The 14,087-nt window shown below is 74.9% G+C and carries 11 protein-coding genes and 1 riboswitch; of the genes, 9 read left to right on the forward strand and 2 right to left on the reverse strand.

Annotated features, from left to right (window positions below):
• Window positions 1-83 precede the first annotated feature (83 nt).
• From UO65_RS18725 to UO65_RS18740, 4 genes are read left to right on the forward strand one after another with little or no spacing between them, the layout of a single operon-like run.
• Window positions 84-2,540 carry a HAMP domain-containing protein gene (locus UO65_RS18725; RefSeq protein WP_161784482.1) on the forward strand — a complete coding sequence of 819 codons (2,457 nt, stop codon included), beginning with the start codon at window positions 84-86 and terminating at the stop codon, window positions 2,538-2,540.
• Window positions 2,540-4,501 (forward strand): poly-gamma-glutamate synthase PgsB, encoded by a 1,962-nt coding sequence (gene pgsB / locus UO65_RS38190; RefSeq protein WP_110080918.1) that lies wholly within the window; start codon window positions 2,540-2,542, stop codon window positions 4,499-4,501. The genes UO65_RS18725 and pgsB overlap by 1 nt, the downstream gene beginning before the upstream one ends.
• Entirely contained in the window at window positions 4,498-4,983 is a 486-nt protein-coding gene (locus UO65_RS18735; protein WP_035284348.1) for a poly-gamma-glutamate biosynthesis protein PgsC/CapC, read from the forward strand. Before pgsB ends, UO65_RS18735 begins: the two co-directional genes overlap by 4 nt.
• A gap of 8 nt (window positions 4,984-4,991) precedes the next feature.
• Complete coding sequence (locus UO65_RS18740) at window positions 4,992-6,023, forward strand: NlpC/P60 family protein (protein WP_084175847.1); 1,032 nt, start codon at window positions 4,992-4,994, stop codon at window positions 6,021-6,023.
• Window positions 6,024-6,385: 362 nt separating this feature from the next.
• On the opposite strand, the gene UO65_RS18745 is transcribed toward UO65_RS18740, so the two are convergent.
• Window positions 6,386-7,264 (reverse strand): LysR family transcriptional regulator, encoded by an 879-nt coding sequence (locus UO65_RS18745; protein WP_035284352.1) that lies wholly within the window; start codon window positions 7,262-7,264, stop codon window positions 6,386-6,388.
• 70 nt (window positions 7,265-7,334) lie between these two features.
• Between UO65_RS18745 and UO65_RS18750 the strand changes: the two genes are divergently transcribed.
• The 3 genes from UO65_RS18750 to UO65_RS18760 are packed head-to-tail and all read left to right on the forward strand — an operon-like array spanning window position 7,335 to window position 9,818.
• Window positions 7,335-8,519, forward strand: a complete 1,185-nt coding sequence (locus tag UO65_RS18750) for a thiolase family protein (RefSeq protein WP_035284355.1) — start codon at window positions 7,335-7,337, stop codon at window positions 8,517-8,519.
• Window position 8,520: 1 nt separating this feature from the next.
• The gene (locus UO65_RS18755; protein ID WP_035284358.1) at window positions 8,521-9,177 is read left to right on the forward strand and encodes a 3-oxoacid CoA-transferase subunit A; all 657 of its coding nucleotides are present in this window, start codon (window positions 8,521-8,523) and stop codon (window positions 9,175-9,177) included.
• Entirely contained in the window at window positions 9,174-9,818 is a 645-nt protein-coding gene (locus UO65_RS18760; RefSeq protein ID WP_035284359.1) for a 3-oxoacid CoA-transferase subunit B, read from the forward strand. The genes UO65_RS18755 and UO65_RS18760 overlap by 4 nt, the downstream gene beginning before the upstream one ends.
• Window positions 9,819-9,883: 65 nt before the next feature.
• Here UO65_RS18760 and UO65_RS18765 read toward each other — a convergent pair whose 3' ends face one another.
• Complete coding sequence (locus UO65_RS18765) at window positions 9,884-11,119, reverse strand: MFS transporter (protein ID WP_035284361.1); 1,236 nt, start codon at window positions 11,117-11,119, stop codon at window positions 9,884-9,886.
• Window positions 11,120-11,351: 232 nt separating this feature from the next.
• Between UO65_RS18765 and UO65_RS18770 the strand changes: the two genes are divergently transcribed.
• Together UO65_RS18770 and UO65_RS18775 are read left to right on the forward strand one after the other, a co-directional pair.
• A complete protein-coding gene (locus UO65_RS18770; RefSeq protein ID WP_200873400.1) occupies window positions 11,352-12,812 on the forward strand; it encodes an alpha/beta hydrolase in 1,461 nt (486 codons plus the stop codon).
• 287 nt (window positions 12,813-13,099) lie between these two features.
• Window positions 13,100-13,783, forward strand: a complete 684-nt coding sequence (locus UO65_RS18775; protein ID WP_146241297.1) for a (2Fe-2S) ferredoxin domain-containing protein — start codon at window positions 13,100-13,102, stop codon at window positions 13,781-13,783.
• 90 nt (window positions 13,784-13,873) lie between these two features.
• A riboswitch (cobalamin riboswitch) is annotated at window positions 13,874-14,051 on the forward strand.
• Window positions 14,052-14,087 lie beyond the last annotated feature (36 nt).

Raw genomic sequence — 14,087 nt, forward strand, 5'->3', positions numbered from 1 at the left:
CACAGCGCGTCTATTCGTGTAACAAATCCCGTAGCTTTGACGCTTCCTATCACGCAGCGGATGACTGTTCATCCACTTGGGTGATGTCGCTGGGGGACGCGCCGAGGTCAAGGGCGCCGAGGAGAACACCTGCGGTGGCCGACGACGCGCGACGCCAGCCCCGACCCGGTCGGACGCTCACCGACCAGATACCGGAAAGCGGCTTCCCCTCCGGGGTCGGCACGCCGTCGGCGGTCGTGCTGGTCCTGCTGGTGTTGCTGGCCGCCCTCACCACAGTGCTGCTGCAGGTGCGCGACCCCGGCGTCGCGCCCGCGGCGGTGGTCGACTCCGAGCAGCAGCTCGCGCTCAGCGCGGGCCGGGCGGTGGGCGTCTCCGCGAGCCGCAACGCCACCGACCTGCGCACCGCCACCGCGATCCCGGCCTCGCCGGAGGCCCTGCTCGCCGGGCTGGCCACCGACCGCCGCTGGCGCGGGCTGGCCGTGCTGGACGGTGCCACCAGGTCGCTGCTGGCCGCGCGCGGCGAAGCCGTGCCCGTGCACCTGGTGCCCACCGTGCTCGACCAGGCCGCGGTGCTCCCGACCACCGACGCGGGCGGCAGGCTGACCCTGGTCACCGCGCTCGTGCTGGCCGACAACCGGATTCTCGTCGCCACCAGCCGCACCCGGCTGCCCGACGTCGGTGTGGACGCCGACCCCGACCGCGCGGTGCTGGTCACCGACGCCACCGGCCGCGTCCTGGACACGCGTGGCACCCCGCCCCCCGCCACCGACGGCGCGACGGCGGAGCTGATCGGCCTGGCCGCCGCCGCGGCCGCGGGCGGGCAGGCGGGCACCGTGCTCGGCGACCCGGTGGCCGGGTGGCAGACCGTGGTCACCCACGCCCCGATCACCGTCGACGGCACCGGCGGTGGACTGGGCATCGGCGTGGTCGCGGTGGTGCGCACCCCGGTCACCGCGGGCGCCGAGCAGGACCTGGGGCTGCTCCCCGGCGCCGTGCTGCTCGGGCTGGCCCTGCTGGGGTTCCTGCTCATCCGCGCCACCCTGGTCCGCCCGGTGCACCGGTTGCGCGCCGACGCGCTGGCGGTCGCGGGCGGCGACCTCGACACCGACGTCGCGCTGCCCCGGGCCCGCGAGGTGCGGCGGGTGGCGGTGGCCGTCGAGCACTGCCGGGCGGTGCTGCGCGAAACCGGGCCGAAGGTCGCCGGGGACCGGCCCGGCCTGCCCGCGGTCGCCGCGGTGGGCCTGGCCGCGACCCTGGTCCTGGGCTGGTCGGCGACGCTGGTGCTGACCGTGGCCACCGGCACCGCCGAGGTGCCCGACGCGGTGGTGACCAGCCTGCGCAACCGCGCCGTCGCGGTCACCACGACCCTGCGCCGCGGTGTCAACGACGGGGTCGCGGACCTGGCGGCCGTGGCCCTGCTCGGCGCGGGCAAGGACCCGGCGGCCCTGCGCCCCGCCCTGGAGAACCTGGTCTCCACCCAGACCCGCTACCGCAGCGCGTACCTGGTCGACGCGAGCGGCGCCGTGTCCGGCGTGGTCGGTCGCGAGCCCCTGCGCGAACAGGCGCCGGTGCCCGCGGAGGCCGGGGTGGCGCAGGGGGATCGCGAGGGCCCGGTACCGGTCCTCTACGCCCACGTCCCCGTGGCGGGAGGCGGCAGCCTGGTCGGCGAGTACGACACGCTCGCGCTGACCGGCCTGCTCGACCGCGCCCCCGGCGAGGTGCGGGTGCTCGACGGCCGGCACCGCACCATCCTGGCCACGGGCGGCTACGTCGCCTTCGAGCGGGTCGAGGACGACCGGCTGCGCACGGCCGCCGAGAGCGCTCGCGCGGGGACCCCGGTCGCCGAGGTCCGCGGCGCGGGCCTGGTGGTCTCCACGAAGCTCAGCGGTGGTGCCAGCAGCGCGCTGGACTGGGTCGTGGTGGCCGACCAGCCGGTGGCCGACCTCGCGCTGGCGGGCAGCGAGCTGCGGCGCAACGCGCTGACCGCGGCCCTGATCGGCGCCCTGGCCGCGCTGTTCCTGTTCGGCTGGCACTTCCTGGTCCTGGTCCGCCCGCTCAACCGGATCGGCGCCCACGCCGACGCGATCGCCGGTGGGGACACCTCCGGCGTGGTCTACCCGCAGCACCAGGACCAGATCGGCACCATCGCGTCCTGCCTGGAGATCTGCCGCCAGGCCCTGACCGGGGGAGCGGGGCGGCTCGGCGAGGTCCGCCGCCCCCGCGGCGCCGCGACCGAGGCCACCGAACTGGTCGCCCCGGTCCGGGTCGGGCAGCACCCGGCCGAGGCGACCGAACTGCTCACCCCGGTCAGCGCCGAGCAGCGCCCGGCCGAACGCGACCGGCGCGGCCGCGGCGACGCCCCCGGGCACCGGGAACCGCCGCGGCAGCGCCCCCGCGCCCCCCAGCGCGACCACGCCGGTGAGCCCGACCCGCCCCGGCGCCCGGACCGGGCACCGCACGGCGCCCGCACCGAGTCCCGCGAGCGACCCCCGCGGCGGACCGCGCCCGAGCGGCGCGACCGGTCGGGGCAGAGCACCTGATGCTGTTCCTGTACGTGGTGTTCGCGCTGGGCTGTGCGGCGGTGCTCGTGGCGGGTGTGGTCGAGCAGCGCAAGCACGACGCGAACCTGGACCGCATCCCGCACCGCGTGCTGGTCAACGGCATCCGCGGCAAGAGCTCCATCACCCGCCTGTGCGCGGGCGCGCTGCGCGGCGGCGGCCTGGTGACCGCGGCGAAGACCACCGGCACCGCGGCCAGGTTCATCCACCCCGACGGCAGCGAGGAGCCGGTCTACCGCAAGTTCGGCATCGCCAACGTCATCGAGCAGGTCGGCATCGTCCGCCGCGCGTCGGCGTACCACCCGGACGTGCTGGTGGTGGAGTGCATGGCGGTGATGCCGGACCTGCAGGAGATCAACCAGCGCAAGCTGATCCGCTCCACCATCGGTGTCCTGTGCAACGTCCGCGAGGACCACCTCGCCGAGATGGGCCCCACCCTCGACGACGTCGCCCGCTCGCTGAGCCGCTCGATGCCGCACGGCGGCGTCTGCGTCACCGCCGAGCGCGAGCGCCTGCCGATCCTGCGGGCGGAGGCGGACAAGCGCGGCTGCGAACTGATCGCGGTCGACCCCGAGTCGGTCACCGACGAGGAGATGTCCGGGTTCGGCTGGATCACCTTCAAGGAGAACGTCGCCATCGCCCTGGAGGTCGCCCGACTGCTCGGGGTCAACCGGCGCCTGGCGTTGCAGGGCATGTGGTCGGCCCCGCCGGACCCGGGCGTCCTCACGGTCAGCCGCCACCGCGCGGACGACAAGCTCCTGCGCGTGGCGAACGTCTTCGCCGCCAACGACCCCGAGTCCACGCTGATGAACGTCGAGCGGCTGCTGGCCCAGCGGGCGATCCGCCGCCCGATCCACCTGGTGATCAACTGCCGCCCGGACCGGGTCGAGCGCAACGGCCAGATGGGTGCCCTGGTCCCGCGGGTGGACCCGGAGCGCATCGTCCTCATCGGCGAGCCCACCCGCAGCGCCAGGGCGACGATCCCGCCGGAGTGGCACCACGTCATCACCGACCTCGGCACCGCCCCCGCCGACGAGGTCCTGGCGGGCATCCTCGCCGAGGTCGACGACCACGCCTCCCTGGTGGCGGTGGGCAACATCCACGGCTCCGGCGAACTCCTCCTGGGGGTCCTGTCCGACCTCCCCACCGCGGACGACGAGGAAGAACCCCCCGCCCGCGAGGTCCGCCCCGACCCCGACGAACCCCCCACCGAGCTGATGCCCCCGGTCCCCGCCCCCGGCACCGCCCGGCGCCCGCCCGCTCGACCCGGCCCGCGTCCCACGCGACCGAGCCAGGCCCACCCGTACTCCGCACCCACCCGCACGTGGTCGCCCGACCCCGAACGCCCGGGCGGCGCGCAGCCCGCGAACAGGCCCAGTCCGGCGCCCGGTTCCCCGCGCGCCGGGGCGGGCACCCGCGACCCCGGCGCCCCGCGCCCCGGAACCGACAGCCGCGGCCGACCCCCCGAGACGACCAGGTCCGACCCCACCCGGTCCGGCGCGACACGAGCCCGCCCCGCACGACCGGCGGCGGACTCCGACCCGGGTCCGACCACCCGCCGCGCCAGGCCCGAACCCCGGCACACCAGCACGGCACAACCCCGCTCCGCGCAACCCGATCCCACCCGCGCCGGCCTCCCCGGGGCCACCCCCCGGCGCCCGCCCCCCGGCCGGTCCACGCGCGATCAAGCCGAGCCGCGGGCCCGGCGGCCCGGCCCGACACCGCCGCGGCCCGAGTCGCCGGGTCCCGAGCCCACCCCGCCGCGCCCCGCCGCTCGGCGCCCCGAAGCGGGCAGGCCCGAAGGGGCGGACCCCCGGCGCACCGGCGCGGGCACCCCGAAACCCGAGCGCACGAACCCACCCCGCCCCTCGAAGTCCACTTCGGACCACAATGCGACCCGCCCGCCCGCGACCGGGCCGCACCAGACCAGGAGGACCCCGTGAACGGCAGCCTGCTGCTGCCCGAGATCGCCACGCTCGGTCTGGCCATCGGTCTGCTCTTCTCCCTGGTCTGCTACCTCACCACCAACCTCTCCCCGGGCGGCATGATCACCCCGGGCTGGTTGGCGCTGACCCTGCTGGAGGACTACCAGCGCGCGGGGGTCGTGGTGCTGATGACCGGCCTGACCTTCGGCGCCACCAAGCTGTTGCAGCGCTTCGTGATCCTCTACGGCAAGCGGCTGTTCGCGGCGGTCGTGCTGACCGGTGTCCTGTTGCAGACCACCCTGATCGTGGTGATCCAGCAGAACTCACCCTTCCTGTTCGCCCACCAGACGCTCGGCTTCGTGGTGCCCGGGTTGATCGCGTACCAACTGGTGCGGCAACCGCCGGTCATCACGTTGTTGGCCACCGGCACGGTCAGCTTCGCCAGCTACGGCGTGCTCGCCAGCGGTGTGCTCGTCGGGTTGATCCCCACGACGATCTAGGAGGTCCGATGCGTGTGCTCATGACTGTGCTCGCCGTGCTGCTGGCAGGCGTCGGGGTGGTGCTCTTCGTGGCGCAGGACCGCGGGGACGGGCGGGGCGTTGCCGCGTTCCCGCCGATCACCGCCCAGCCCGGCGCGGCCCAGCCCGGCGCGGCCCCACCGGGCGGTGGGGCACCTCGGTTCGAACGACTCGCCGAGCCCGCGCGAACGGTGGTGCGCGACGCCGCGGGCACCACCCTCGCCACCTTCACCGACGGCGCCCGCACGGCCGTGCTGACCGGGCCCTCGCGCACGCTGGCCGAGCCGAGGTTCACCACCGCCACCGTCACCACCACCGCCTGGGTGCGCCTCCTGCCCCGACCGTGGTCGCCGAACGCGGAAACCGAACCCTGGTTCACCCCCTGGTTCGACCAGCACGGCGGCTCCACCGAGCCGGATGTGCTGGCGGTGGCCACCCAGTACCTCGACGGCGCCCCGAACGAGACCGACGCCGACGGGGTGCGCTACCGCGGCGACGCGTCCTTCGGCCCGGTCGCGGCCTCCGGCGCCGGCCGCCTGGAGCGCTCCGACTTCTACGACTACCTCGGTGTCCGGCACACCTTCGCCGACCGCACCACCGGCACACCGGACCCCAAGCGCCTGCGCGCGGTCGACTGCTCGGGGTTCGTCCGGCTCGTCTACGGCTACCGACTGGGCTACCCACTGCTCCCGGGCAACAAGCCCGGCCCCGGCCTCCCCCGCCGCGCCTACGCCATCGCCGACTCCGGCCCCGGCGTCCTGGTCGTGCCCAACGAACACCGCCGAGCAGCCGCCTACACCGCCCTCCAACCAGGCGACCTGGTCTTCTTCGAGGTGGAGGACGACGAGGCCACACTCGACCACGCCGCCGTCTACCTGGGCGTGGACAACACCGGCCACCACCGGTTCATCTCCAGCCGCGAACGCGCCAACGGCCCAACCATGGGCGACCTGGGCGGCACCTCACTACTCGACGACGGCGGCCACTACTCCCTGGCCTGGCGAGCGGCACGCCGCATCTAGGCGGTGTGCCGCGGATCTCCACCGGAGGTGGGGGACGATGCGGGCGAGGATGATCTCGGAACGGTGGTGGGCGGCTCGGCAACACCGAGTCCACCCGCGGCCGCACCGCCCACGGCAAGGACGACGAGGAGGAGTTCTCCGGCGCGGACGAGCCCGACCAGGCCAACCCGGACAAGCAGGAGGAGAACTCCCACCGGTTCACCACCACCCGCCACGACAAGAACACCGACACCTACGACATGGGCTTCCGGGGTTGCTCCCCGGGCTCAACCGCACCCGCCGCCGGATCGGCGAGCCTGCAGGCGTGGTCGCCTCGCGGGCGGGCTCGACCCGCCTCGCCGGGGGCCGCACCGGCCTGCCGCTCACCGCACGGCCTCGCGGATGAGGTCGGCGACCCGGTCGGCCGCGATCGAGGCGCGGTCCGGTGCCGCCGCCAGCAGCAGGTCGACGGTGACCTCGGTGCGCAGCGGCAAGTAGGACACGCCGCGCAACCCCAGGCTGCGCACGGGCTCGGGGACCAGGGCGACCCCGAGCCCGGCGGCGACGAGCACGACCAGGGTGGCGGTCTCGCCGACCTCGTGCACGCGGGGTTGGAAGCCCGCCCTGGCGCACGCGTCGAGGACGCGGCGGTGCATGGACGACCGGTCGCCCGAGGGGTGTGCGATGAACGCCTCGTCGGCGAGGTCGGCCAGGTCGACGTCGGGGCCTGCGGCCAGCGGGTGGGTCGCGGGCAGCACCGCGACGAGCCGCTCGGAGCGCAGCGGCGTCACGGTGAGGGGGTGCTCGCGCGCGGACGGGCGGACCAGGGCCAGGTCGAACTCGCCGCAGGCCACGCCGTCGAGCAGGTCCGGGGTGAGCAGTTCGCCGCGCACGCGCAGGTCGACCCCGGGCAGCCGGGTGCGCACCAGGTGCGACAGCCGCGGCAGCACGTCGTAGGTCGCCGTGCCCACGAACCCCACGCTGACCCGGCCCACGAGGCCCTTCGCCAGCGCCGCCATGTCCTCGCCCGCGCGGTCGACCGCGTCGAGGATGCGGCGGGCGTGCTCGGTGAACCGCCTGCCCGCCTCGGTGGCCTCGACCCGGCGCGTCGACCGGTCGAACAGCCGGGCGCCCAGTTCCGCCTCCAACTGCTTGATCTGCTGGGACAGGGCGGGTTGCGCGACCCGGACCCGCTGCGCCGCGCGGCCGAAGTGCTGCTCCTCGGCGAGGGCGAGGAAGTACCGCAGCACCCGCAATTCCACCGCCTCAGCTTATCAATCCATCGTCACCCAGTCTTGGACACGATCGGTCGGCGGGCCTAACGTCGACCGCGTGGACTCCTACCTCTACGCGGCGGCGCGCACCCCCTTCGGGCGGTTCGGCGGCGCCCTGGCCGAGCACCGGCCCGACGACCTGGCCGCCACCGCGCTGAGAGCCGTCCTGGCCAAGGCGCCCGGGGTGGACCCGGAGCGGATCGCCGACGTGGTGTGGGGGTGCGCGAACCAGGCGGGGGAGGACAACCGCAACGTCGGGCGGATGGCGGTGCTGCTGGCCGGGCTGCCCGTGTCGGTCCCGGCCACGACGGTGAACCGGCTGTGCGGGTCGTCGATGGACGCGGCGATGGCCGCGGCGCGGATGGTCGAGACCGGGGACGCCGAGGTGGTCGTCGCGGGCGGGGTGGAGTCGATGACCCGCGCGCCGTGGGTGCTCCCCAAACCGTCGAGGGCGTTCCCGGCGGGCAACGTGACCGCCGTGTCGACCGCGCTGGGCTGGCGGCTGGTCAACGAGCGGATGCCCGAGGAGTGGACGGCGAGCCTGGGCGAGTGCAACGAGCGGCTCGCCGAGGAGTTCGGCGTCAGCCGGGAGCGGCAGGACGGGTTCGCCGCCCGCTCCCACAACGCCGCCCACGCCGCCTGGGAGGCGGGTTTCCACGACGACCTGGTGGTCCCGGTCGGCGGCCTGACCCGCGACGAGGGCATCCGCCCCGGCTCGTCGGCGGAGAAGCTGGCCGCGTTGAAGCCGTCGTTCCGCGCGGGCGGGACGATCACCGCGGGCAACGCCTCCCCGCTCAACGACGGCGCCGCGGCCCTGCTGATCGGCGGCGCGGGCCTCGGCCCCGACCCGCTGGCGCGCATCGCCGGGCGCGGGGCGTTCGCGCTGGCGCCCCAGCGGTTCGGCTACGCGCCCGTCGAGGCCGCCAACCGGGCCCTGGCCAGGGCGGGCGTCACCTGGGACCGGGTCGGCGCGGTCGAGCTCAACGAGGCCTTCGCCGTGCAGTCGCTCGTGTGCGTCGACGCGTGGCTCGAGGCCGGGCTGGCCGACGCGGAGCTGGTCAACGCCAAGGGCGGGGCCATCGCCATCGGCCACCCGCTCGGCGCGTCCGGGGCCAGGGTCATCGGCACGCTGGCCCACCGGCTGCGCGAGTCCGGCGAACGGTGGGGCGTCGCGGCCATCTGCATCGGCGTCGGGCAGGGCCTGGCGGTCGTGCTCGAGAACACCTCCACCGGCAAGGCGTGACGTGGCGGTCATCTGCGACACCGCGGCGGAGGCGGTGCGGGGGGTCGAGGACGGCAGCACGGTCCTCGTCGGCGGCTTCGGCCTGGCGGGCATGCCCGTCGCCCTGGTCGACGCGCTGATCGAGCAGGGCGCGGCCGACCTGACCGTGGTCTCGAACAACGCGGGCAACGGCGACACCGGCCTGGCCGCGCTGCTGGCCGCCGGACGGGTCCGCAAGGTCGTCTGCTCGTTCCCCCGCCAGGCCGACTCGTGGGTGTTCGAGGGGCTGCACCGGGCCGGGAAGATCGAGCTGGAACTGGTGCCGCAGGGCAACCTGGCCGAGCGGATGCGGGCGGCGGGGGCGGGCATCGGCGCGTTCTACTGCCCCACCGGCGCGGGCACGCTGCTCGCCGAGGGCAAGGAGACCCGCGAGATCGACGGCCGCACGCACGTCCTCGAGTACCCCATCCGCGGCGACGTGGCGCTGATCGGCGCGCACCGGGCGGACCGGATGGGCAACCTCGTCTACCGCAAGACCGCCCGCAACTTCGGCCCGGTCATGGCCACCGCCGCGGCCACCACGATCGTGCAGGTCGCCGAGGTCGTCGACCCCGGCACCCTCGACCCCGAATCCGTCGTGACCCCGGGCATCTTCGTCGACAGGGTGGTGGCCGCGTGAGCCTCGACAGGCACCGGATCGCCGCCCGCGTCGCCCGCGACATCCCGCGCGGGTCCCACGTCAACCTCGGCATCGGCCAACCCACCCTCGTCGCCGACCACCTGCCGCCCGACTCCGGCGTCGTCCTGCACACCGAGAACGGCATGCTCAACATGGGCCCCGCCGCCACCGGCGGCGACGTCGACCCCGACCTGACCAACGCGGGCAAGGCCCCCGTCACCGAACTCCCCGGCGCCTCCTACTTCCACCAGGCCGACTCCTTCGCCATGGTGCGCGGCGGGCACCTCGACGTCTGCGTCCTCGGCGCCTTCCAGGTCTCGGTGTCGGGCGACCTGGCCAACTGGCACACCGGCGCCCCCGGCGCCATCCCCGCCGTCGGCGGCGCCATGGACCTCGCCGCCGGTGCCCGCCGGGTCTTCGTGATGATGACCCTGTTCGCCGAGGACGGCACCCCCAAACTCGTCCCCGCCTGCACCTACCCGCTGACCGGCCTCGCCTGCGTCACCCGCCTCTACACCGACCTCGCCACCTTCGACCTCGGCCCCCGCGGCGCCGTGGTCCGCGAAACCCACGGCCCGACCGTCGCCGAACTCAGCGGACGACTCAGCCTGCCGCTGGCCGGAGGTCCGGCGCGGCACTGATGCGACCCCCGTCGGGTGATCGGTCCACTTCGGACGAATGGGCCGATTCCCTCCCGGGCCGGACGTCAGCGGCGGCGGGTGACGGCGATGGCGGGGAGCAGGGCCAGGGACAGGACGCCGCCCGCGAGGGCGAGGACGGGGTAGCCCGCGGCGCCGACGACGACGCCGGAGGCCAGGCCGCCGGTGGCTCCGGCGATGGCGATGGAGACGTCGATGGCGCCCTGGGTCTTGGCGCGGGTGGCCAGGGGGACCGCGTCGGTGACGATGGCGGTGCCGGAGACGAGGCCGAAGTTCCAGCCCAGGCCGAGCAGCGCCAGCGCCAGTGCCAGCAGGGCGATGGAGTCGCCCGGTGCGGTGGCGGCGATGATCCCGGCGGCGAGCAGGGTGACGCCGGACGCGGCGGCGAGGGGGAGGCGGCCGTGGCGGTCGACGAGCAGGCCGGTCAGGGGTGAGGGCAGGTACATGGCGCCGATGTGGATGCCGATGACCAGGCCGGAGGCGGCGGTGCCGTGGCCGTGGTCGTGCATGTGGACCGGGGTCATGGTCATGATCGCCACCATGACCAGTTGGGTGAGGACCATGACCAGGCCGCCCAGCAGGGGACCCGGTGCGTGCCGCGGCTCCGGGGTCGGCAGCGTGGGGTCGGTCGCGGTCGCGGGGGCCGGTTCCCGCTCGTGCAGGGTGCGGGCGAGCAGCAGGGGATCGGGGCGCAACCAGAGGGTCAGGACGAGCGCGGCGAGGGCGTAGGCGGTGCCGGAGAGCACGAACAGCCCCGCCAGGTGGGGCAGGCCCGCCCAGTGGGCGAGGGTGCCCGCGGGGGCGGCGAGGTTGGGGCCGGCGACACCGCCGATGGTGGTGGCGACCAGGACGGTGGACACGGCGCGGGCGCGGTGGGTGGGGGCGGCGAGGTCGGCCCCGGCGTAGCGGGCCTGCAGGTTGGTGGCGGTGCCCGCGCCGTAGACGAACAGGGCGGCGAAGAGCAGGACGGCGTTGTCCAGTGCCGCGGCGGTGATCACCCCGGCGCTGCCCAGGGCGCCCGCGAGGTAACCCGCCGCGAGACCGGGGCGGCGGCCGCGGGCGTGGGAGATCCGACCGACGGCGACGGCGGTGAGGGCGGAGCCCGCGGTGAACAGGGCGCTGGGCAGACCGGCGAGGGTGGTGGAGCCGAGCATGTCCTGGGCGAGCAGGGCGCCGACGGTGACGCCCGCCGCCAGTCCCGCCCCGCTGAGGACCTGGGAGGCCACCAGGACCCGCAAGGTGCGGCGTTGGACGTGGGAGCGGGCGTCGGTGGTGTCGGTCATGGTGGTGCGTTCCTTCGTCGAGGGGCAGGGCAGACCACCGGGTGACCCAGTCACCACCCGGGTGGGTGTCGACAGGCCGGGACGGTCCGGGGATCGATGACCCGAGTCTGGTGGGTCGGCTTGCCCGCCGCAGGCAAGCGCGCGGTTCTGCGGCACCGGTGGGGCAGGCCTCACCTCCGACACTGCGGATAGCCGGATGTCGAAGCGGGCGTCGCGGCGCGATGCTGTGGCGATGCGACGAATTCTCCTTGCCGGGGTGGCGGTCCTCTCCTTCTCGGCCGTTCCGGTGGCCGCCGCGGAAGCGGGCGGGGTGGTGTGGGGAGCGTGCCCCGGGGCTCCGGTGGTCGACCCCCGGCAGGAATGCGCGACGGTCCGGGTCCCGATGGACTACGGCGCGCCGGGTGGGGATCGGATCGAGTTGGCTGTCTCGCGGATTCGGACCGCGAAGGCCGGGGCGCGGCGCGGGGTGCTGCTGCTCATCCCGGGCGGACCGGGCGGTTCGGGGATCAACCGGCCCAGCTCGTACGTCTCGCGGTTGCCGGTCGAGTTGCTCGACCGGTACGACCTCGTCGGGTTCGACCCGAGGGGGGTCGGGCGGAGCACGCCGGTGTCGTGCAGGCTGGCGGGTGATGACATCGCCCCGGCCCACCTCTACCCCTGGCCCGCGCCCGACGGGGACATCGCGGGCAACGTCGAGCGGGCCCGGCGGATCGCCGAGACCTGCGGGCGCGACGGCGGGGAGCTGCTGCGCCACATCAGCACCCGGAACGAGGCGCGGGACATCGACCGCATCCGCCGGGCACTCGGCGAGGAGCGGATCTCCTACTGGGGCGTCTCGTACGGCACCTATGCGGGCGCGGTCTACGCCACGATGTTCCCCGAGCGCACCGACCGGGTCGTGCTGGACAGCAGCGGTGATCCGAATCCCCGCCGCGTGGCGCGCGGGTGGGCGGCGAACTACGGCGTCGGTGTCGAGGACCGCTTCCCGGACTTCGCCGCGTGGGCTGCGGCTCGGCACACCGAATACGGGTTGGGCGCGGACGCGACCGCTGTGCGGGAGACGTTCCTGCGGCTCGCGGCGGGCCTGGACCGGCAGCCGCTGCCCTGGCCCGGCGCCAACCCGCCGCGGCTGACCGGCAACGTCCTGCGGAGCACGATGCTCCCCGCGCTGTACTCCGACGCCGATTTCCCCCGGCTCGCCGGGCTGATGCGCGCGGCGATGGCGTCCGGGCCGCTGCCGAGCCTGCCCGCGCCGCCGGAACCCGTTCAGCAGAACACGACGGCCGTCGCCATCGGCACCCTGTGCAATGACGTGGAGTGGCCTGATTCGGTTCGCGCCCACCAGCGGGACGTGGACCGGGACCGCCTGGCGCACCCACTCACGGCGGGGATGCCGGTGAACATCTTCCCCTGCGCGTTCTGGCCCCACCCGCCTGCCGAGCGGACGACTCGGATCACCCCGCGCGGCCCGTCGAACGTGCTGCTCGTGAACAACCTGCGCGACCCCTCGACACCGCACAGCGGCGCCTTGCGGATGCGGCGCGCGTTCGGCGACCGGGCCCGCATGGTCAGCGTCGACTCCGGCGGCCACGGCGCCTACCTGGCCAACGGCAACGCCTGCGGGGACCGGACCGTGACCGCCTTCCTCGTCGACGGCACGCGCCCGGCGCACGACGTCCTCTGCGGGACGTGACAGCGCAATCCCGGTCCGCGGAATTGGAGAAAGGCGGCGCGCTTTTCGGACAAGGGGCCGGTTCCTGCGGCGGGTGACAGGTTTCGGGGCGGCATTTGTCAGGGCGTGGTGGACGCCGAGTCCAGGGGTTCGTGCTCTGTTCCTGACAAAGCTGGTGAATCGGTTTCTGGTGTTCGGGGAATTATGATCGCAATTCCCCCGTTCCGCACATTGTGCATTGCGTTCAGGCGTTCGACCCGAGATGGTGGCGGGGAGTCCATCCGGCGGGACACCAGAGGAGCAGTCGCGTGCGAGAACACCGTCTCGTCCTGGTGGGGATGGGGGCTGACGCCGCGAACCGGGAGACCGATCTGCGAATCCTGGCCGAGGAGGTGGGGGCCAGGGTGGCCTACCTGCAGCTCGGCGCGCCGACCCTGCACGACGTGCTCGACGACCTCGCGGCGACCGAGCCCGGTTCGCTCGTGCGCCTGGTGGCCGTCCCCACGGCGGGGACCGTCTCGCCCGCGCGGTCGTGGTTGCGGCGGGTCGCGGGGGACTGGGTGCGGAGGTTCCCCGGGGTGCTGGCCATCACGGTCGCGGACCGGGCGGTGACCGGGGAGGAGGCGGGTCTGTCCTCACCCGCCTGGGACACCGCGCCGGGGCACGGCCGCCACGTCCTGGTCTGCCACGGACCGCGGTGCAGCGCGCGGGGGGCCGCCGAGACCGCCGAGGCGCTCGCCCGCGCCCTGCGCGAGCGCGGGGTCGGTGTGGACGGGGTGCTGCTCACCCACACCGGCTGCCTCTACCCCTGCAACCACGGGCCCGTGGTCGCGGTGGCCTCCGACGACCAGTGGTGGGGGCCGGTCACCGCGCAGGGCGCGCGCGACCTCGTTGCCGCCTGGGCCGCCGATCCGCGCAGCGGCGCCCGCAGGCCCGTCAGCAGGCCGGGCGCGCTCGCGGAGGCGCTGCCGCCGCCGCACGGGCAGGGCTGAACCCGACCGCGGGCAACAGCCACGGCCACGTCACACGGCCACGTCACACGGCCACGTCACACGGCTCTGTCCCCGGCGGCCGGGACCGTGTTAGGTTCTGCCCGAGCCAGTCGTGCCCGCAAGGCCAGGGAACCCGGTGCGAATCCGGGACTGTCGCGCAGCGGTGAGGGTGACCGGCGGAACACGTGCCACTGGGCCCCGGTGCCCGGGAAGGCGTTCCGGCGGGCTGAACCCGAGTCCGAAGACCTGCTGGCTCGGTCGTCGACCGATCGGGCTTCGCGGATGAGCCCCTGGCGAGAGCGGG

It is taken from the genome of Actinokineospora spheciospongiae, from assembly GCF_000564855.1.
GTDB classification, from domain to species: Bacteria; Actinomycetota; Actinomycetes; order Mycobacteriales; family Pseudonocardiaceae; genus Actinokineospora; species Actinokineospora spheciospongiae.

Coding starts and splice junctions, on each gene's coding strand:
- UO65_RS18725 (WP_161784482.1), top strand. CDS start 84: ATGTCGCTGGGGGACGCGCCGAGGTCAAGGGCGCCGAGGAGAACACCT.
- UO65_RS18770 (WP_200873400.1), top strand. CDS start 11,352: ATGCGACGAATTCTCCTTGCCGGGGTGGCGGTCCTCTCCTTCTCGGCC.
- pgsB (WP_110080918.1), top strand. CDS start 2,540: ATGCTGTTCCTGTACGTGGTGTTCGCGCTGGGCTGTGCGGCGGTGCTC.
- UO65_RS18740 (WP_084175847.1), top strand. CDS start 4,992: ATGCGTGTGCTCATGACTGTGCTCGCCGTGCTGCTGGCAGGCGTCGGG.
- UO65_RS18765 (WP_035284361.1), bottom strand. CDS start 11,119: ATGACCGACACCACCGACGCCCGCTCCCACGTCCAACGCCGCACCTTG.